19 protein-coding genes and 1 other RNA gene are annotated in these 17,741 nt (G+C 68.2%); 10 read left to right on the forward strand and 10 right to left on the reverse strand.

Annotated elements, in window-relative coordinates:
• Genes OG555_RS27965 through OG555_RS27975 form a run of 3 tightly spaced genes read left to right on the forward strand, consistent with a single transcriptional unit; the run spans position 1 to position 3,370 of the window.
• Complete coding sequence (locus tag OG555_RS27965) at positions 1–777, forward strand: zinc ribbon domain-containing protein (protein WP_329475523.1); 777 nt, start codon at positions 1–3, stop codon at positions 775–777.
• Positions 774–1,901, forward strand: coding sequence for a bifunctional RNase H/acid phosphatase (locus OG555_RS27970; protein WP_329475524.1), 1,128 nt, complete (start codon positions 774–776; stop codon positions 1,899–1,901). Before OG555_RS27965 ends, OG555_RS27970 begins: the two co-directional genes overlap by 4 nt.
• A gap of 35 nt (positions 1,902–1,936) precedes the next feature.
• The gene (locus tag OG555_RS27975; RefSeq protein ID WP_329475525.1) at positions 1,937–3,370 is read left to right on the forward strand and encodes an RNB domain-containing ribonuclease; all 1,434 of its coding nucleotides are present in this window, start codon (positions 1,937–1,939) and stop codon (positions 3,368–3,370) included.
• Positions 3,371–3,419: 49 nt separating this feature from the next.
• Here the strand turns inward: OG555_RS27975 and OG555_RS27980 are convergent, their stop codons facing one another.
• The gene (locus OG555_RS27980) at positions 3,420–3,989 is read right to left on the reverse strand and encodes a TetR/AcrR family transcriptional regulator (protein ID WP_329475526.1); all 570 of its coding nucleotides are present in this window, start codon (positions 3,987–3,989) and stop codon (positions 3,420–3,422) included.
• 51 nt (positions 3,990–4,040) lie between these two features.
• Here OG555_RS27980 and OG555_RS27985 point away from each other — a divergent pair, with 51 nt between their 5' ends.
• Positions 4,041–4,526 (forward strand): GNAT family N-acetyltransferase, encoded by a 486-nt coding sequence (locus OG555_RS27985; RefSeq protein ID WP_329475527.1) that lies wholly within the window; start codon positions 4,041–4,043, stop codon positions 4,524–4,526.
• A gap of 51 nt (positions 4,527–4,577) precedes the next feature.
• Here the strand turns inward: OG555_RS27985 and OG555_RS27990 are convergent, their stop codons facing one another.
• Entirely contained in the window at positions 4,578–5,735 is a 1,158-nt protein-coding gene (locus OG555_RS27990; protein ID WP_329475528.1) for an alpha/beta hydrolase family protein, read from the reverse strand.
• A gap of 117 nt (positions 5,736–5,852) precedes the next feature.
• Between OG555_RS27990 and OG555_RS27995 the strand changes: the two genes are divergently transcribed.
• The gene (locus OG555_RS27995; protein WP_329475529.1) at positions 5,853–6,587 is read left to right on the forward strand and encodes a DUF899 domain-containing protein; all 735 of its coding nucleotides are present in this window, start codon (positions 5,853–5,855) and stop codon (positions 6,585–6,587) included.
• Between the two features lie 160 nt (positions 6,588–6,747).
• On the opposite strand, the gene rnpB is transcribed toward OG555_RS27995, so the two are convergent.
• Positions 6,748–7,146: RNase P RNA component class A (rnpB, locus tag OG555_RS28000), an RNA gene on the reverse strand.
• 9 nt (positions 7,147–7,155) lie between these two features.
• Positions 7,156–7,518: a DUF952 domain-containing protein gene (locus OG555_RS28005; RefSeq protein WP_329475530.1), complete on the reverse strand. Its 363-nt coding sequence runs from the start codon at positions 7,516–7,518 to the stop codon at positions 7,156–7,158.
• Positions 7,519–7,562: 44 nt separating this feature from the next.
• Here OG555_RS28005 and OG555_RS28010 point away from each other — a divergent pair, with 44 nt between their 5' ends.
• Positions 7,563–9,041, forward strand: coding sequence for a S10 family peptidase (locus OG555_RS28010; protein ID WP_329475531.1), 1,479 nt, complete (start codon positions 7,563–7,565; stop codon positions 9,039–9,041).
• A 125-nt stretch (positions 9,042–9,166) separates the two neighbouring features.
• On the opposite strand, the gene map is transcribed toward OG555_RS28010, so the two are convergent.
• Positions 9,167–10,015, reverse strand: coding sequence for a type I methionyl aminopeptidase (gene map / locus OG555_RS28015; RefSeq protein WP_328522094.1), 849 nt, complete (start codon positions 10,013–10,015; stop codon positions 9,167–9,169).
• A 53-nt stretch (positions 10,016–10,068) separates the two neighbouring features.
• Between map and OG555_RS28020 the strand changes: the two genes are divergently transcribed.
• The gene (locus tag OG555_RS28020; protein WP_328522093.1) at positions 10,069–10,257 is read left to right on the forward strand and encodes a hypothetical protein; all 189 of its coding nucleotides are present in this window, start codon (positions 10,069–10,071) and stop codon (positions 10,255–10,257) included.
• 125 nt (positions 10,258–10,382) lie between these two features.
• Here the strand turns inward: OG555_RS28020 and OG555_RS28025 are convergent, their stop codons facing one another.
• Positions 10,383–10,967, reverse strand: a complete 585-nt coding sequence (locus tag OG555_RS28025) for a histone H1-like repetitive region-containing protein (RefSeq protein ID WP_329475532.1) — start codon at positions 10,965–10,967, stop codon at positions 10,383–10,385.
• Between the two features lie 295 nt (positions 10,968–11,262).
• On the opposite strand from OG555_RS28025, the gene OG555_RS28030 reads away from it, so the two are divergent.
• Complete coding sequence (locus OG555_RS28030; protein ID WP_329475533.1) at positions 11,263–12,009, forward strand: helical backbone metal receptor; 747 nt, start codon at positions 11,263–11,265, stop codon at positions 12,007–12,009.
• Between the two features lie 138 nt (positions 12,010–12,147).
• Here OG555_RS28030 and OG555_RS28035 read toward each other — a convergent pair whose 3' ends face one another.
• On the reverse strand, positions 12,148–12,645 hold the full coding sequence (locus tag OG555_RS28035; RefSeq protein ID WP_329475534.1) for an NUDIX hydrolase: 498 nt from the start codon (positions 12,643–12,645) through the stop codon (positions 12,148–12,150).
• A gap of 90 nt (positions 12,646–12,735) precedes the next feature.
• Between OG555_RS28035 and OG555_RS28040 the strand changes: the two genes are divergently transcribed.
• The gene (locus OG555_RS28040) at positions 12,736–13,635 is read left to right on the forward strand and encodes an aldo/keto reductase (protein ID WP_329475535.1); all 900 of its coding nucleotides are present in this window, start codon (positions 12,736–12,738) and stop codon (positions 13,633–13,635) included.
• A gap of 7 nt (positions 13,636–13,642) precedes the next feature.
• On the opposite strand, the gene OG555_RS28045 is transcribed toward OG555_RS28040, so the two are convergent.
• The 3 genes from OG555_RS28045 to pdhA are packed head-to-tail and all read right to left on the reverse strand — an operon-like array spanning position 13,643 to position 17,096.
• Complete coding sequence (locus tag OG555_RS28045) at positions 13,643–15,031, reverse strand: dihydrolipoamide acetyltransferase family protein (RefSeq protein ID WP_329475536.1); 1,389 nt, start codon at positions 15,029–15,031, stop codon at positions 13,643–13,645.
• The gene (locus OG555_RS28050; RefSeq protein WP_329484885.1) at positions 15,028–16,029 is read right to left on the reverse strand and encodes an alpha-ketoacid dehydrogenase subunit beta; all 1,002 of its coding nucleotides are present in this window, start codon (positions 16,027–16,029) and stop codon (positions 15,028–15,030) included. Before OG555_RS28050 ends, OG555_RS28045 begins: the two co-directional genes overlap by 4 nt.
• A gap of 5 nt (positions 16,030–16,034) precedes the next feature.
• Complete coding sequence (gene pdhA, locus OG555_RS28055) at positions 16,035–17,096, reverse strand: pyruvate dehydrogenase (acetyl-transferring) E1 component subunit alpha (RefSeq protein WP_329475537.1); 1,062 nt, start codon at positions 17,094–17,096, stop codon at positions 16,035–16,037.
• Positions 17,097–17,154: 58 nt separating this feature from the next.
• Between pdhA and OG555_RS28060 the strand changes: the two genes are divergently transcribed.
• On the forward strand, positions 17,155–17,739 hold the full coding sequence (locus OG555_RS28060) for a TetR/AcrR family transcriptional regulator (protein WP_329475538.1): 585 nt from the start codon (positions 17,155–17,157) through the stop codon (positions 17,737–17,739).
• The last annotated feature ends 2 nt before the right edge of the window (positions 17,740–17,741 follow it).

Genomic DNA, 17,741 nt, shown 5'->3' on the forward strand with positions numbered 1-17,741 from the left:
ATGAACACAACTGAACGAGCTAAGGAGCCGATCCTGAACGCCGAGCCCGCCGTCCAACGCCGGTTGCTGGACCTGCAGGATGTCGACCTGCAGCTGGATCAGGTCGCGCACAAGCGCAAATCGCTGCCCGAGCACCAGGCCCTGACCGAACTGGTCGCGGAGAAGACCGTCGTCGATCACGACCTGGTCACCGCCGACACCGAGGTCAGCGACCTGCAGCGGGAGCAGAAGAAGGCCGACACCGACGTCGAGCAGGTTCGGCAGCGGAAGGTGCGCAACCAGCAGCGGATCGACTCCGGTCAGATCAGCTCGCCGAAGGATCTGGAGAACCTGCAGCACGAGATCGGGTCGCTGGACCGGCGGATCTCCGACCTGGAGGACGCCGAGCTCGAGGTGATGGAGAAGCTGGAGGCCGCCGAGGCGGTCCAGGCTGACCTGCGCACCCGCGCCGAGGCGTTCGCCGGCCGGCAGACCGAGCTGGAGACCACCCGCAGCGCCGCGCTGAAGGAGCTGGACGAGCAGCGGGCCGAGCTCGGCGACAAGCGCGCCACGATCGCCGCCGAGCTGCCGGACGCCCTCGTCACGCAGTACCAGAGGCTGCGTGAGCACAACGGTGGCATCGGCGCCGCGCCGCTGGTCGGCAAGCGCTGCATGGGCTGCCGGATGGAGCTCGCGCCGTCCGACCTGAACCGGATCAAGGCGGCCGCGCCGGACGCCGTACTGCGCTGTGAGGAGTGCGGACGGATCCTCGTGCGCACGTCGGAGAGCGCGGCATGAGTGGTCTAAGCCATGTCATCGTCGAGGCCGACGGTGGCTCGCGCGGGAACCCGGGACCGGCGGCGTACGGCGCTCTCGTTCGCGACCCCGCGACCGGTGAGGTGATCGCGCAGGACGGGAAGACGCTCGGGATCGCGACCAACAACGTCGCCGAGTACTCCGGTCTGATTGCGGGACTCGAACTGGCCGCGGAGTATTCGCCGAACGCCTCGATCGAGGTGCGGATGGACTCCAAGCTGGTCATCGAGCAGATGGCCGGCCGATGGAAGATCAAGCACCCGGACCTGCAGCCGCTGGCGATCAAGGCGCAGGGCCTGGCGCCGTTCGGGACCGAGTGGACCTGGGTGCCGCGGGCACAGAACGCCGCGGCCGACGCACTCGCGAACATGGCGCTCGACGGCGTGCCGATCCCGCTGAAGCCGGAGGCTCCCGGACCGGGACCGGCGGTGACCCAGGAGCCGTCGGACCTGCAGAAGGCGTTGCAGGGCTGGGGTGCGCAGGCCGAACCGCCGACGCAACTGATCTTCCTGCGGCACGGCGAGACCCCGCACACCGCGGAGAAGCGGTTCTCGGGTTCCGGCGGTGACGACCCCGGGCTGAGTGAGACCGGTCGGCTGCAGGCCCAGGCGGCCGCGGAGTATCTGTCCCGGATCGGTGGCGTCGACGCGCTCGTGGTGTCGCCGATGCGGCGTACGCGGGAGACGGCGGCCGTGGTCGCCGAGCGGCTCGGGCTCGACGCGGTCGTGGACGACGGCTGGCGTGAGGTCGCGTTCGGCGACTGGGACGGGCACACGTTCGCCGAGATCCAGCAGAAGTGGCCGGACGCGATGAACGCGTGGCTGGAGTCGACCGCGGTCGCGCCGCCCGGCGGCGAGTCGTTCGACACCTGCGCGCGGCGGGCCCGGTCCGCGCGGGACGCGATCCTGGCCAGGTATCCGGGTAAGACCGTGGTCGTGGTCACCCATGTCACGCCGATCAAGCTGATGGTCCGGTCGGTGCTGCAGGCCCCGATGTCGTCGCTGTTCCGGATGGAGTTGCGCCCGGCAACGCTGACCGAGATCCACTGGTACGCCGACGACCTCGCGTCATTGCGTTCGTTCAACGTGCAACCCTCGCTAGTCTGACCTCAGCACAACGCTGAGAAGGACGGAGAGCTCACGTGCCGCTGCAAAGGGTGCATTTCGCCGAGGACGTTCCCGAGGTGTTCCGGGCGTCGTTGCAGGACATCCGGCGTGAGCTCGAGGTGCCGGCGGAGTTCCCGGCCGAGGTGGTCGCGGCGGCGCTGCAGGCGGTGAAGAGTCCGCGGCTGCCGGAGCTCGACCGGACCGACATCGAGTTCGTGACCATCGATCCTCCGGACTCGATGGACCTCGACCAGGCGCTGCACATCGAGCGGACCGGCGATGGCTACACCGTGTACTACGCGATCGCCGACGTCGCCGCCTTCGTCCAGCCCGGTGACCCGATCGACGCCGAGGCGCGCCGCCGCGGCGAGACGCTCTACGCACCGGACAAGCGGACCCCGCTGCACCCGCCGGAGCTGTCCGAGGGCGCGGCGTCGCTGTTGCCCGACCAGGTGCGTCCCGCGGTGCTGTGGACGATCACGGTCGACGCGTCCGGCGATGGCACTGGCGTGGTGTGCGAGCGAGCGCTGGTGAAGTCGCGGGCCAAGCTGAACTACGCGGGCGTGCAGAAGGACCTCGACGCCGGCAACGCGCCGGAGTCCCTGCAGTTGCTCCGCGAGGTCGGCAAGCTCCGCGAGCAGCGTGAGCTCGACCGCGGCGGCGTCAATCTGCCCATCCCGGACCAGGAGGTCGTCACCTCCAACCACGGCTGGGGTCTGGAGTTCCGCGCGCCGCTGCCGGTCGAGGGCTGGAACGCGCAGATCTCGTTGCTCACCGGGATGGCCGCCGCGGAGCTGATGATGAAGGGCAGGATCGGCATCCTGCGCACGCTGCCCGAGTCGCACGACGACCTGCGGCGCAAGCTGGGGAACACCGCCAAGGCTCTCGGGCTCGCCTGGCCGGACGAGACGTCGTACGCCGCATTCATCCACGCACTGGATCCGAAGGTGCCGGCCCACGCGGCGATGCTGGCGGCGTGCACGGTGCTGTTCCGCGGCGCCGGGTACACGGCGTTCTCGGGGAGTGTGCCGGCGAAACCCGAGCACGCCGCGATGAAGGCGGAGTACGCGCATGTCACCGCGCCGCTGCGGCGACTGGTGGATCGGTGGACCAGTGAGATCTGCCTCGCGCTGTCCGCCGGGGCTGAGGTGCCGGCCTGGGTGCGCGAGTCGATGGACGAGATCCCGAAGGTGATGGACGAGGCAGACCGGCGGGCGCACGCGTACGACCGCTCGATCGTCAGCATGGTCGAGGCCGGCTTGGTGGCCGACAAGATCGGGTCCGAGTTCGACGGTGTCATCACCGACGTCGACGACCGCGAGAACACGCGTGGCATCGTCGCGCTGACCACGCTCGCCGTCGAAGGCCGCATCACCGGTACGGCGCCGTTGCCGCTCGGTCAGGCGGTTCGCGTCAAACTCGTCGAGGCCGACATCGCCAAGCGCACGATCGCCTTCGAACTCGCCTAGCCCGTTGCGTCCGAAGATCTGTGGGTCATAGCCCTCAGATCTTCGGACGTTAGGTTCTGGCCAGGTAGTCGTCGACGGCCGCGGTTGTGCGGTTGAGGTCGCCGGTCGCGAGCAGGTCGATCAGCGCACCCCGCAGCATCGCGAGCACGCCGGTACGCCGTGCCTCGGCCGCGGCGGATCCTGGATCCGGCTGACTGGCCTTGAGTAGCTCCAGCCAGTCGTCGACGGTCGAGCGGCCGAAATCCACCCACGGGCCGTCCGGTGCGACCAGTGACCGCCCGTACGCCTCGACCCAGAACGTCATCAGCGGCCGGCGCTCCGGCGCGGCCAGCCAGGTCCACAGCTCCCGCGCGACCACGGTCAGCCCGGGCGGTTCGTCGTACCGCTCGTCGAGCTGGCGGAGCAGTTCGAGCTCGTCGACGCGGGCGCGGGCGAGCAGGGCGCGGATCAGGCCGTCCTTGCTGTCGAACAGGAACAGCAGCACCCGCGGGCTCGAGCCGATCGCGGTGGCGAGCGGACGCAGCGACAGGTCGGCCAGCCCGTGCGTGAGCGAGTAGGCGTACGCGCGCTCCAGCAGTTCCAGCTGGCGCGCGGAAGGAGCTGGCTTCGTGGTCGGCACGGGGCTAGTATCGCTCACTGAAACAGTCGTGTCAGTAGAACGGGCAGGGTGATGACGAAACTGATCAGGAAGCTGGGGACGCCCGGAGACCTCGGGTGGGTGGTGCAGTCGCATGCCGAGATCTACGGAGCCGAGTACGGGTGGGGTCCGTCGTACGAGGTGCTGATCGCGCAGATCGTCTCGGCGTACGCGTCCGAGCATGACGACGAGCGTGAGGCCGCCTGGATCGCCGAGGTGGACGGGGAGCGGGCCGGCAGCATCTTCTGCGTGCGGGGTCCGGATGAGACGACGGCCCAGTTGCGGCTGCTCCTCGTGACGCCGGCCGCGCGCGGTCTCGGCCTCGGAGCGGAGCTGGTCGACATCTGTCTCGCGTTCGCCCGCGCGGCCGGCTACAAACGGATGGTCCTGTGGACCAACGAGCCGTTGGTCGCGGCTCGGCATATCTACCTGTCCCGCGGGTTCCGACTGACCGGCTCCGAACCCCACGAAATGTGGGGCCAGAGCCTGGTCGGGCAGACGTACGAGCTCGACCTGTGAGCTACTCGCCGTTCAGCGGCAGCGTGTCCGTGGTCAGCGATGGCCGGAAAGTTAGGTCGCGCAGGCGGGGGCGCCGGGAGCCGGAGTGTTGTAGAGGGCGTGGGACAGGAAGGTGGTGATGTAGCCGTTCTGCACGGTGAGGGCGTGGCGGGGGCCGACGCTGCCCAGCGGCAGGAACTTCCGCAGCGGGTACGCCAGGTAGTAGGCGCCGTAATCGGTGAAGTTGAAGTGCCGGCTGCCGGGGACGGTCGCGCACCACGACGTACCAGTGCTTGCCTTGAGCAACGAGAGGGCGCGGTTGCGGTCCGCGTCGTTCTTGGCGTCCGGGCCGCACACGCTGGTGATGCACGAGTCGTCCGCGCCGAGCAGCATGATCGGCGCCCGCACGCCCTTGGTCACCACGTCACCGAACTGGCTGCCGTCCAGATCGACCGCCGCCGCACAGCGCGGGTCGAGCCGGCACGCCTCCAGTGACGCCGCGCCGCCGAACGAGTGGCCGACGTACGACGTGCCGAGCCCGGTCTCGACGCTGGCCGGCAACTGCTTGGCCAGCATGCCGGCCGCGAAACGCGCGTCGGCGGCCCAGGTGCCGACGAGATGATCGCCGACGTTCTGCGCCTGCTCGCTGCTGTCGCCGAGGTTCGGCGGGTTGGCCGCCTCCTTGCTCCCGATCGGCTGCCCGCCGAGCACGGTGAGGTTCGCGCTGTACGTCGGTGTCACGCCGGCGACCAGGTAGCCGTGACTGGCGAGATCCTCGGCGAGGCTCGCGTACATCGGCGCGGACAGTCCCATCCCGGGCATCAGCACGACGACGGGGAAGCGCCCGGGCGCGATGGCGACGCGATCCAGCGCGCGATCCTCCAGCGTGTCGAACGGTCCTTGGAACAACGACAGCGGCGCTTTCAGGTGTAGCCCGCTCCAGAGGTCCGGGGCGTACTCGACCTTGCGTCCGGTCGTGCCCTTGGCGACCGGGTACCAGAGCCAGACCGAGAGCTTCCGCGGACCGTCGGCGAACGGATCGCGGCGCGGTGTGTCGGTCCACTCGAACCCACGCCGCCCGACCTGGAAGTTCCCCGTCGGCTCGGGGAGCGATACCGGCTCAGACCGTTTCACCATGATCCAGCCGGCGTACCCGGCGCCCGCGAGCAGCGCGACGAGCACCAGGATCACGATCCCCGTGCGCATCCGGCGGAGTCCTCTGCGCGCCATAGTCCAAGCGTGCCACCACGGAGGTCATGTCTGGTGGTCCCGACACGACCTTGTGTCGAAAGCGGGAGATGGGCTCCGACGTCCCCGGTATCAGTGCTGATCGATGGAGGAGTTGGGATGAACCTTCCGGATGTCGTGTCCCGGGACGAGTGGCTGGTCGCGCGTAAGGCGCTGCTCGCCGAGGAGAAGGAGTTCACCAAGCGGCGGGACGCGTTGAACACGCGGCGTCGCGAACTGCCGATGGTCCTGGTGGACAAGCCGTACGTCTTCACCGGACCGGACGGCTCGGTGGGCCTGGCGGACCTGTTCGAAGGCCGGATGCAGTTGGTCGTCTACCACTTCATGTTCCAGCCCGAGTGGGACGCCGGCTGCCCGAACTGCACCGGCTTCGTGGACGAGATCGGGTCGCTGGAGTACCTCCACAGCACCACCACCACGTTCGCCCTGGTGTCTCGGGCGCCGTACGAGAAACTGGCCGCCTACCGGGCCAAGCGCGGCTGGAACTTCCCGTGGTACTCGTCGTCCGGCAGCGACTTCAACTACGACTACCACGTCACGCTGGACGAGTCGGTCCTGCCGTTCGAGTACAACTACCGAACCAAGGCCGAGTGGGACGTCCACCCCGACAACGGTCACACCCAGACGCAACAGCCCTTCGACCTCCACGGCCTCAGCTGCTTCCTCCGCGTCGGCGAAGCCATCCACCACACCTACTCCACGTACGGCCGCGGCCCCGACGCCATGACCTTCACCCCCACCGCCCTCGACCTCACCGCCCTCGGCCGCCAAGAACCCTGGGAGAAGCCAGCCGGCCGAATCCCCGAACCAACCCACGACGACCACTGCCACTAGGCGGACTGGTTCTAGCGCGCGCCCGCGGAGGCTTGTCGTCCCGCTCTCTGAGGGGCTGGGACAGGTCCTGGTGGGCTGAGACAGGTTATTCCTTGTCTCAACGCCCCAGGAGGTGTCCCAGCCCCCGAGAGTCGGCTGTCCGGGGAGCGCCTCGGACGGAGGAACGGGTCGGTCTGTAAGCCGGATTCTGTGGTGGCGATCATCCATCTACGGTGGCCGTTGCCGGGCACCTCCAGCGGCCTACCCGCGAGCTCGGGCGGGCAGCCCTCGAACGCTCGCGCGGGCGGTGGTTGCCCACCGTCCTTCTTGGCCTTGCTCCACGTGGGGTTTACCGAGCCTCCGCAGTCACCTGCGGAGCTGGTGGTCTCTTACACCACCGTTTCACCCTCACCCGCACTCCCATGAACCACGGGGTTCATCGGAGCCGCTGGCGGTCTGTTCTCTGTGGCACTGTCCCGCGGGTTGCCCCGGGTGGGTGTTACCCACCACGCTGCCCTGTGGAGTCCGGACTTTCCTCGGCGCCCGCTGTCGCGGGCGACGCGATCGCCCGACCGACCCGTTCCTGCTCTCAGGATACGGCCTGCGCGGTCACGGCCGGCCAGCGCCCGTCGGCGCCCTGCTCATAGCGCCGTACGTCGACCACCGCGTCGAGGTTGAGCGGTCCGTAGATGTGCGGGAACATCTGGTCGCCCACCGGCTCTTCACACAGGGCGGACACCAAGCGCTCGGTGTCGATCACGAGCAAGCACAGCGGCTCAGTCACGTCGGCGTACACGAAGTTCGCCACCACGGCCACCTGCTCCGGGCGGGACGCATGGATGAACGTCGCGCCGTCGTCGAGGCTTGTCCCGCGCGTCGACCACCGATAACAACCGGCCTCCCGAGCCGCCTCCCACTGCTCCACGAACGCGATATGCAGAATCGTCGCCATAGTCCCCACGCTAATGGTTGAACGCTTGGATTAGGGTGCTCGACATGGCCAAGGATGAGAGCACCGAGTCCCCGTCCAGTACGGCAGAACCGAAGAAGCCGGTGGACGACCTGGTGACGACGCAGCACTCACTGACGATCGAGGGCCGCGAACTGAAGTACACCGCGAGTACCGGCCGGATCGTGCTGCGGCAGGAGGTGCTCACCGACGGCAAGTTCGACGGGCATCAGCCGAAGGCCGAGGTGTTCCTGACCGCCTACACGCTGGACGACGCGGACGCTGCCGACCGGCCGGTGACGTTCGCGTTCAACGGTGGGCCGGGCTCGTCGAGCATCTGGTTGCACCTCGGGTTGCTCGGTCCGCGCCGCGTCGTGTCGGGTGATGCGGGTCAGCTCGCGCCCCCGCCGTACGGGCTGGTCGACAACGCCGAGACGCTGCTGCGGCACAGCGACCTGGTCTTCATCGACCCGGTGTCGACCGGATACTCGCGGGCGGTCGAAGGGGAGAAGCCGGGGGAGTACCACGGGTTCACCCGCGACCTGGAGTCGGTCGGCGAGGTGATCCGCCTGTGGACCTCGCGCAACGGGCGGTGGATGTCGCCGAAGTTCCTGGCCGGCGAGTCGTACGGGACGACGCGCGCCGCCGGGCTGGCGTCGCACCTGCAGCAGCGGTACGGCATGTACCTGAACGGGGTGATGCTGATCTCCGCGGTGCTCGAGTTCGGCACCCTCGACTTCACGCCGGGCAACGATCTGCCGTACACGCTGTTCCTGCCGTCGTACGCCGCGATCGCGCACTATCACGGTCTCGTCCCGGACCGTTCTCTCGATGAAGTGCTCGCGGACGCCGAGCGGTTCGCGGCCGGGCGGTATCCGAATGCGCTTGCCCAGGGCAACCGGATCCCGGCCGACTACCGGGCCGAGGTGGTCACCAGGCTGGCCGCGCTGACCGGGCTGAGCGAGGACTACATCGACCGGGTCAACCTGCGGATCGAGCACATGCGCTTCTTCGCCGAACTGTTGCGGTCACGTCGGCAGGTGGTCGGCCGGCTGGACGGCCGCTTCGTCGGCTGGGACGCGGACTCCGGTGGTGAGAAGCAGGGCAACGACCCGTCGTTCGCGGCGATCATCGGGCCGTACACGGCGGCGCTGAACCACTACGTGCGGATGGAGCTCGGCTACCAGAACGACCTGCCCTACGAGATCCTCAACTTCGAGGCCGCGAAGAACTGGTCGTTCAAGGAGTTCGAGGGCCAGCAGATCACCGTCGCCGAGAAGCTCGCGGAAGCGATGCGCGCCAACCCGCATCTGAAGCTCCACGTCGCATCGGGTCACTACGACGGCGCCACGCCGTACTTCGCCACCGAGAACACCCTGGCCCGCCTGCAGCTCCCCGCCGAACTGGTCGCGAACATCGAAACGAAGTACTACGCGGCCGGCCACATGATGTACGTCCACGACGAATCCCGGCTGCAACAGTCCGAGGACCTTGCCGCCTTCGTCAACTCGGCGTCCAACCGGTGACCATGCCGCTCGAGGTGGGTACACCTCACCAGTGGGCACGGTCGGCGCCGACGCTCGGCCACTTCTCGGCCTCGCACGGTGCCACGATGCCCGCCAGATGAGCGTGCTCAGTGGCGGCGTGATGTTCAGGGCAGCGTGAGGACCTCGGCGCCGGTGTCGGTGACTACCAGGGTGTGTTCGAACTGGGCCGTGCGGGACTTGTCCTTGGTGGTGGCGGTCCAGCCGTCGTCCCACAGGTCGTAGTCGTACGTGCCCAGGGTGAGCATCGGCTCGATGGTGAACGTCATGCCGGGCTCGATCACGTCGTCGAAGCGCTCGTCGTCGTAATGCGGGATGATCAGGCCGGAGTGGAACGAGGTCGCGATGCCGTGGCCGGTGAAGTCGCGGACCACGCCGTACCCGAAGCGCTTGGCGTAGGACTCGATCACGCGCCCGATGATGCTGACCTGGCGTCCGGGCTTGACCGCCTTGATGCCGCGGTTCAGCGCCTCCTGCGTGCGCTCGACCAGCAGCCGGCTCTCCTCGTCCACATCGCCGACCAGGAACGTCGCGTTGGTGTCGCCGTGCACGCCGTCCAGGAACGCCGTGATGTCGACGTTGACGATGTCGCCGTCCTCGAGCTGGCGGTCGTCGGGGATGCCGTGGCAGATCACCTCGTTCACCGAGGTGCACAGCGATTTCGGGTAGCCGCGGTAGCCGAGGGTCGACGGGTACGCGCCGCGCTCGATCAGGTACTCGTGGCCGACCCTGTCGAGCTCGTCGGTCGTGACTCCCGGCTTCGCCGCCGCACCGACCGCCTGCAGCGCCTGCGCGGCCAGCTTGCTCGCGACCCGCATCCTGTCCACCACTTCGGGCGCCGTCACGTACGAACCGTCGTACGGCGTCGGGGCCGGCTTGCCGACGTATTCGGGGCGCGGGATGGAGGCGGGTACTTCGCGGCGCGGCGAGATGATGCCGGGAGTGAGAGTCGACATGGTGAGATCATTCTAGTGAGCTGCGACAAGACTCCCAGGAGGTGGTCATCCAGATGAGCGACGATCACAGCAACGAGTGGTACTACAACACCAAGACCGGCAAGGTCGAGCCGTACTCGGGGGCGAAGTCGGGCGACCGGCTCGGCCCGTACAGCTCCCCGGAAGAAGCCGCGCGGGCGCTGGAGAAGGTCGAAGAACGCAACGAGGCCTGGGACAACGACCCCAAGTGGAACGACGACTGACAAAGCAACACACCACACCCCGCTGCGCGCGATGGTTGTGGTTGGTTGTGCAGCAAGGGGCACCACCGATGGCCGGTGGTGCCCCTTGGTGTTTGGTGTCAGTCGACGTCGCGCGGACGTCCGCTTCAGCGGGTGACCCGCTGGGCCGGGGCCTTGCGGGCCGGCGCCTTCTTCGCGGCGGCCTTCCGCACCGGCGCCTTCTTCGCCGCGACCTTGCGCGCGGGCGCCTTCGTGGCGGCGGTCTTCCTGACCGGGGCCTTCTTCGCCGCGACCTTGCGCGCGGGCGCCTTCGTGGCGGCGGTCTTCTTGACCGGAGCCTTCTTGACCGGGGCCTTCTTCGCGACCGTCTTCTTCGCGGGCGCCTTCTTGGCCACCGTCCGCTTCGCCGTCGTGGTCGTCTTCTTGGCGGTGGTCTTCTTCGCCGGCGCCTTCTTCGCGACGGTCTTGCGGGCCGGAGCCTTCTTGGCCGGGGCCTTCTTCGCGACAGTCTTCTTCGCGGTGGCCTTCTTGGCCGGGGCCTTCTTCGCCACCGTCTTCCTGGCGGCGGTCGTCTTTGCCGCACTCACCTTCTTCGTCACTGTCTTCTTCGCTGCGCTGACCTTGCGCGTGGACGTCGTCCTCGCTGCAGTGGTCTTCTTCGCGACAGTCTTCTTGGCGGGAGAAGCCTTTTTGGCTGTCGCCTTCCCTGCGGCTGCCTTCTTGGCTGGCACTCTGCCTCCTTGGTGCGGCTGAGGAAAACCACGGTGGATTCCTCGTCGTCATGATGATGACAACACTTGGTGCCTACGTAAAGCACCCGAAACGTTCGCAGGTTAAGGCGTGTGAGCCGCAAAGCGGTGGGCAAATGCCGAAAATCCTTGTGCAGAAGGGATTCCGTCGCGGTCCGAGCATGCCTGAGGTGCTCAAGAATTTCTTGGCGACACGCGCACAAACTGCGTGCCGAACGGTGCAATCGGCGAGTGTTGTCGTCGGCAACGTCCTGCGAACGTGAGGTGGTACAGACCGATGCGGAGTGCTCGAGACGACCTCGAAGACACCGTCACACTGCCCGTCGACGTGACGCGCGTGGTGAGTATCGTGCCGTCGTTGACCGAGTCGATCGCGGTCACACACGCGTCGCTGATCGTTGGTGCGACCGACTACTGCACACATCCCGCGGACCTCGACGTAGCGCGTGTTCGCGGCACCAAGAATCCCGATCTCGAACGCATCCGCGAGCTCGCACCCGACGTCGTACTCGCGAACGCCGAAGAGAATCGCGCCGTCGATCTCGACGCGTTGCGCGCGAGTGGAATCGCGGTCTGGGTGACCGCACCGACGACGGTCGCCGAATCACTCGACTCACTCGACCGCATGCTGTCCGCGATCATCGGCGACGTGCCGGCCTGGTTACGTGATGCGCGGACGGTGTGGAGTTCGCCGTACGCCGGAATGCGCCGAAGGGCCGTGATACCGATCTGGCGGCGGCCGTGGATGGCGTTGGGACGGGACACGTTCGCGGGTGATCTGTTGTCCCGGATCGGCGTCGACAACGTGCTGAGTGATGCCGGTGAACGTTATCCGCGGATCGACCCGGACGTGTTACCCGACTACGACATCGTGGTGTTGCCGGATGAGCCTTATGCCTTTTCACCGACCGATGGGCCAGAAGCATTCACCCGGCCGGCGAAGTGTGTGTCCGGGCGCCATCTCACCTGGTACGGACCGTCGCTGGTCGAGGCGCGGTCGCTGCTCAGCGCCCAGCTGCGGTGACGATCGCTGCCGTCTCAGCTAGACCGTTAGGTATGCCTCACCTACAGTCGCTGCGTGCCATCGATGACCGCGAAGAAGAAGTGCTGCACGGACAAGTGCTCAAACAAGCCCGGCAGCGTTGATCGGGAGAGGGGTGACTCAGGACGCGCGGCGCAGGGTGATCGCGTCGGCGGCCTGACGGAGCAGACCGGGGATGGTGACGTGCGCGGCCTGGCCGGTCGCCTCGAGGTCGTCGCCGTACCACCAGCCGTGTGCGCTGATCGTCTGCAGCTCGAGCTCCTCCTGGTTGGCGAACGTCACGTCGACGCCGTCCACCGCGACCGCGAAGAACGTCTGGTGCTGGATGATCGGGCACCCGCCCCACTCGAACTCGATCGTGTTCGTCGCCACCGGCGCGCCGAGCGCGTCGACCGGCATCCGGATGCCGACCTCTTCGAGCAGCTCCCGGCTGGCCGCCTGCGCGATCGTCTCGCCGGCCTCCACGCCACCACCGATGGTGAACCAGTACGGCGTCTGTGGCTTCAGCGGATCCCAGCCGTGCAGCAGCAACACCTTGCCGTCCGGCCGGACGGGCAGCACGCGCGCCGTCGTACGCCGTACGACGGTGCCGGGCGGTGGCAATCGGGATTCGCTCACACAACAAAACGCTAGACGACACAGGCGGTTCCGCGCCGTCCGATGCGGCGCGTCTCACACTAGTTGCCGCAGACACCTAGGATCAGATGCATGGCAAGCATCGGCCTCGGACTGGCGGCACTCGGGCGACCTGGGTACATCAACCTCGGACATGACGAGGATCTCCCGCCGGGGCGGGCGGTCGAGGATCTTCGGCAGCGCACGCACCAGTTGCTCGAGCAGGCCTGGCAGGCAGGTGTTCGGTACTTCGACGCCGCGCGTTCGTACGGTCTTGCGGAGAAGTTCCTCGGTGAGTGGCTGACGCCGGAGCGCCGTCCGGAGCTGACCATCGGCTCGAAGTGGGGCTACACCTACGTCGCCGACTGGCGGAACGACGTCGACACCCATGAGGTGAAGGACCACACCCTCGCGACCTTCGAGCGGCAGTGGCCGGAGACACTTCGAGCGCTTGGTGGACCGCCCGACTACTACCTCGTGCACAGCCTCACGGCGGACAGCCCCGCACTCGGCGACAAACAGTTGCTTGATCGACTGCGGCAACTCGCGGACGACGGCGTACGCGTCGGATTGTCGACGAGCGGACCGCAGCAGGCGGAGACGCTGCGCAAGGCGGTCGATCTCGGGGGACCGTTCACGGCGGTGCAGGCGACCTGGAACGTGCTGGAGACCTCAGCAGGGAAAGCGCTGGCCGAGGCGCACGACGCCGGCTGGTTCGTGGTGGTGAAGGAAGTTGTCGCCAACGGCCGTCTGACGGCGAGGGCCGGTGAGACGCCGTTCAACGAGTTCGCCCGTCAGCACGGCATCGCGCCCGACGCGCTGGCCATCGGAGCCGCCGTACAGCAGCCGTGGGCCGACATCGTGCTCAGCGGCGCCATCACCGCCGAACAACTCGAGAGCAACCTCGCCTACCGCACTGACGGCCCTCTGACCGAGTTCGTCCAGCAACCCGAGGAGTACTGGACCGAACGCTCCGCCCTGCCTTGGATCTAGGCCGTGCTCAGATGGTGATGAGCCACGGGTTCTGCAGCAGTTCGGTGAGGTCGGCGAGGTAGCGGGCGCCGGTCGCGCCGTCGAGGATCCGGTGGTCGGCGGACAGGGTGTACCGGACGCGGGTCCGGGGACCGATCGTGCCGTCGTCGAGGACGACCGGGTCGCGGCAGACCGCGCCGACGGCGAGGATCGCGGCCTCGGGCGGGTTGATGATCGCGGTGAATTCCTCGATCCCGAGCATGCCGAGATTGCTGACGGTGAACGTCGCGCCGGTCATCTCTTCCGGCCGGAGCCGTCGCTCCCGCGCCCGTACGGCGAGGTCGGTGCTCGCCGCGGCGATGTCGCTCACGCTTCGCCGGTCCGCGTTCCGGATCACCGGGACCAGCAGACCTTCGGCGGTGGCGACCGCGACGCCGATGTTGATGTCGGGGTGCCTGAGCAGTCCGTCGTCCACGAGGGACGAGTTCACGTCCGGGTGGTCCCGAAGCGTCAACGCACAGGCGCGGACGATGAGATCGTTGACGCTGATCTTCTGCCGGCCGGCCTGTTGCAGGCGCTGGTTGAGTTCGAGTCGCAGTGCTACCAGATCCTCCACGTCGGCCACCGCCGTCAACGTGAAGTGCGGGATCTCCCGAGCGCTCTCCGCCAACCGTCTGCCACTCGTCCGCCGCAACAACCCCAACGGCTCAACCACGGAGACAGGGGATGAAGCTGCAGACAGTGGGGAAGCGTGGGGCGCAGGGGTCGATGGACCGGACGCCGCCGGAGGTGCCGGGGCCGTGGCCGTCGCGCGGTCCGCCGGGCCGGGTGCAGCGGACGCCGCATTGTTCGCGGGGCTGGGTGTTGTGGACCCCGCATTGTTCGCGGGGCCGGGTGCTGTGGACGCCGCAGGGTTTGCTGCCGGGGGCCGTGGCGTGGAGGCCGCGAGAGCTGCCGTGGACGGTGGCACGGTTGCGGTCGGCGCCGGTGTTGGCGCCGTGCCGGCTGCGGCTGCGAGGACGTCGGCGCGGATGATGCGGCCACCCGGGCCGGAGCCGATCACTCGCCGCAGATCGACACCGTGCTCGCTCGCGTCCCGCCGAGCCAACGGCGACGCCAGCGGCCGATCAGCGGCACCTGCGCCGTCGTCCTGTTCCGCGGGCACAGCGGCTGTCGCGTCCTCCGCCGTGGTGAGGATGGCGATGGGAGTACCGATCGCGGCCTCGGCGCCCTCCTCGATCAGGACAGAAGTGAGGGTGCCGGGCTCGTACACCTCGTACTCCATCACCGCCTTGTCGGTCTCGATCTCGGCCAGGATGTCGCCCGGCTGGACCTCGTCGCCGGGATGTTTGTGCCAGGTCGCGATCACGCCGGACTCCATCGTGTCCGACAGTCGCGGCATCAGGATCTCGCTCATCGTGCTTCCTCTCGGCGCAACCGGCCGACGGCCGACAACGTCTCCCGGATCGCCGTCGCGGCGTCATCCGCGGACGGCAATGCCGCAGTCTCCAGGCTCTTCGCGTAGGGCAGCGGCACCTCCGCCATCGCCACCCGCCGGACCGGCGCATCCAACTGATCGAACGCCCCGTCGGAGATCGTCGCCGCGATCTCGGCGCCGATGCCGTACGTCAGCCAGTCGTCCTCCAACACCACCGCCGCGTGCGTACGTCGTACCGACTCCACCACCGTCGGACGGTCGAGCGGCCGCAGGCTGCGCAGGTCGATCACCTCGCAGTCGATGCCCTCGGTACGGGCGAGTTCCTCGGCGACCTGCAATCCGACCGCGGCCATCCGCGAGTACCCGATCACGGTGATGTCCGTCCCTGGCCGGGTGATCGCGGCGCGGCCGATCTCGGCCGGCTCGTCGTGGTCCGGCACCTCGCCGCGGGTGTTGTAGAGCGCGAGGTTCTCCAGGAAGAGCACCGGGTCGTCGTCGCGGATCGCGGCCAGCAGCAATGCCTTCGCGTCTGCAGGGTTGCTCGGGGCAACGACCTTCAGCCCGGGCACGAACGCGTAGTACAGCTCGATGTTCTGCGAGTGAGTGGCGCCAAGCTGCTGGCCGCCGCCACCCGGAGTGCGGATCACCAGTGGCACCCGGCACTGGCCCCCGAACATGCCGTGGATCTTCGCCGCGTGATTGACGATCTGGTCCAGGGCCAGCAGCGAGAAGTTGATCGTCATCAGCTCGACCACCGGCCGCAGCCCGAGCATCGCCGCGCCGATAGCCGCCCCGGTGAAGCCCTCCTCCGAGATCGGGGTGTCGCGCACCCGCTGTTCGCCGAACTCGGCCAGCAGTCCCGCGGTGATCTTGTACGAACCCTCGAAGATCCCGATCTCCTCACCGATCAGGAACACGTTCTCGTCGCGCAGCATCTCCGCCCGCAACGTGTCCCGCAATGCCTGCCGGTACGTCATCTCGGTCACGCCTTCACCGCCGTGAACAGCGGCTGAGCAGGCAGCCGGCGAGAGTCGTTGGCGGCCGGCGTCGCGTAGTTGTAGTCGAACAGCGTCCCGATGTCCGGCGGCGGGCTCGCCTCGGCGAACCGGACCGCAGCCGCCACCCGCGCCACCGTGTCCGCCTCGATCTCCTTGGCCAGGACCTCCGTCAGTACGCCGGACGCCCGCAGATCGTCCGCCAGCGCGAACAGTGGATCCGCCGCCCGGAGAGCAGCCGTCTCCTCCTTCGTCCGGTACGCAGCCGGGTCCACCACCGAGTGACCGCGCAAGCGCGAGCTGACCGTCTCGAGCAGCATCGGCCGCCCCTTCCGGGCCGCCGCGATCGCCCGCTCGGCCGCGGCCCGGACCGCGACCACGTCGTTGCCGTCGACCCGCTCGCCCTTGATCCGGTACGACGAGCCGCGCTTGTACAGCTCGGGTTCGCCCGACGACTTCTCCACCGTCGTACCCATCCCGAGCTGGTTGTTCACGACCACGTAGACGATCGGCAGCTGCCACAGGGCGGCGAGGTTGAGTGACTCGTGGAAGGCGCCGGTGTTCGTCGTACCGTCGCCCATGTGGCACATAACCACCTCCGGGCCGCCGCGGTAGGCGATCGCGAGCGCGGCGCCGGTGGCGAGTGGCAACTGGCCGCCGACGATGCCGTAGCCGCCGAGCAATCGCGTCTCGAGGTCGAACAGGTGCATCGACCCGCCCCAGCCCTTGGAGACGCCGTCGCTGCGGCCGTAGAGCTCGGCCATCACCCGGCCGGGCTCGATCCCGCGGCCCAGCGCGTAGCCGTGCTCGCGGTAGTTGGTGAACAGGTAGTCGTCCGGGGCGAGCGCGCGCATCAGCCCGACGACGGTCGCCTCCTCGCCCAGGTTGAGATGGCAGTAGCCGCCGATCTCGGCCTCGGTGTACGCGCGGGCGGCGCGCTCCTCGAAGCGGCGGATGAACAACATCTCCCGGTAGTACTCCAGCAGGACGTCCGGCGGCGTGGTGCGGCGCCGGGAGCGACTCCGGGATGTAGCAACGTCAGGGGACATCGTCTGTCCTTCAGGCGGAACGACGGATAATGACACTGAATAGTATCATTCTTATGAGGTGAGAGATCACGTGAGCCAGCAGGAACGGCGCAAGCTCGGCCGGCCGACGGGTGCGGAGCGGGAGCGGCGGCGCGAGGACATCCTCGACGCCGCGGTCCGGCTGTTCCTCGCCCACGGGTACGGCGGGGTGCCGCTGGACCGCTTGGCCACCGAGGCCCAGGTGACCAAGCGCACGATCTACACCTATGTCGGTGACAAGGCGGAGGTCTTCGCCGCGGTCGTGGCCAGGTTGAACACCCAGGTCCTGCCGTCGGCGGAACCCGACAGTCTCGAGCAGGTCGCGGCCCGGCTGGTGACCACGCTGCACTCGGACGAAGCGATCGACCTGCACCGACTGGTGATCGCGGAGGCCCGGCAGTTCCCCGAACTCGCGTCGGCGTTCTACGCGAACGGCCCGAGCCGCTACCTCGACGTACTCACGGAACTGCTCGACGGTGATGCGGTCACCGCCGAGCACCTCTTCGGTCTACTGCTCGGCGAACCGCACCGCCGCCGCCTGCTCGGCCTCGACCCCGCCCCCTCCCGCCCGCGAGCGAAGGCCCAGGCCCTCGCCGCCCTCGAAGCCCTCGACCTGGCCCGCTAAGG

It is taken from the genome of Kribbella sp. NBC_01484 (assembly GCF_036227145.1).
In the GTDB taxonomy this organism is placed as follows: Bacteria; Actinomycetota; Actinomycetes; order Propionibacteriales; family Kribbellaceae; genus Kribbella.

Coding starts and splice junctions, on each gene's coding strand:
- OG555_RS27965 (WP_329475523.1), top strand. CDS start 1: ATGAACACAACTGAACGAGCTAAGGAGCCGATCCTGAACGCCGAGCCC.
- OG555_RS27970 (WP_329475524.1), top strand. CDS start 774: ATGAGTGGTCTAAGCCATGTCATCGTCGAGGCCGACGGTGGCTCGCGC.
- OG555_RS27985 (WP_329475527.1), top strand. CDS start 4,041: ATGACGAAACTGATCAGGAAGCTGGGGACGCCCGGAGACCTCGGGTGG.
- OG555_RS27990 (WP_329475528.1), bottom strand. CDS start 5,735: ATGGCGCGCAGAGGACTCCGCCGGATGCGCACGGGGATCGTGATCCTG.
- OG555_RS27995 (WP_329475529.1), top strand. CDS start 5,853: ATGAACCTTCCGGATGTCGTGTCCCGGGACGAGTGGCTGGTCGCGCGT.
- OG555_RS28005 (WP_329475530.1), bottom strand. CDS start 7,518: ATGGCGACGATTCTGCATATCGCGTTCGTGGAGCAGTGGGAGGCGGCT.
- OG555_RS28010 (WP_329475531.1), top strand. CDS start 7,563: ATGGCCAAGGATGAGAGCACCGAGTCCCCGTCCAGTACGGCAGAACCG.
- map (WP_328522094.1), bottom strand. CDS start 10,015: ATGTCGACTCTCACTCCCGGCATCATCTCGCCGCGCCGCGAAGTACCC.
- OG555_RS28020 (WP_328522093.1), top strand. CDS start 10,069: ATGAGCGACGATCACAGCAACGAGTGGTACTACAACACCAAGACCGGC.
- OG555_RS28030 (WP_329475533.1), top strand. CDS start 11,263: ATGCGGAGTGCTCGAGACGACCTCGAAGACACCGTCACACTGCCCGTC.
- OG555_RS28040 (WP_329475535.1), top strand. CDS start 12,736: ATGGCAAGCATCGGCCTCGGACTGGCGGCACTCGGGCGACCTGGGTAC.
- OG555_RS28045 (WP_329475536.1), bottom strand. CDS start 15,031: ATGAGCGAGATCCTGATGCCGCGACTGTCGGACACGATGGAGTCCGGC.
- OG555_RS28050 (WP_329484885.1), bottom strand. CDS start 16,029: ATGACGTACCGGCAGGCATTGCGGGACACGTTGCGGGCGGAGATGCTG.
- pdhA (WP_329475537.1), bottom strand. CDS start 17,096: ATGTCCCCTGACGTTGCTACATCCCGGAGTCGCTCCCGGCGCCGCACC.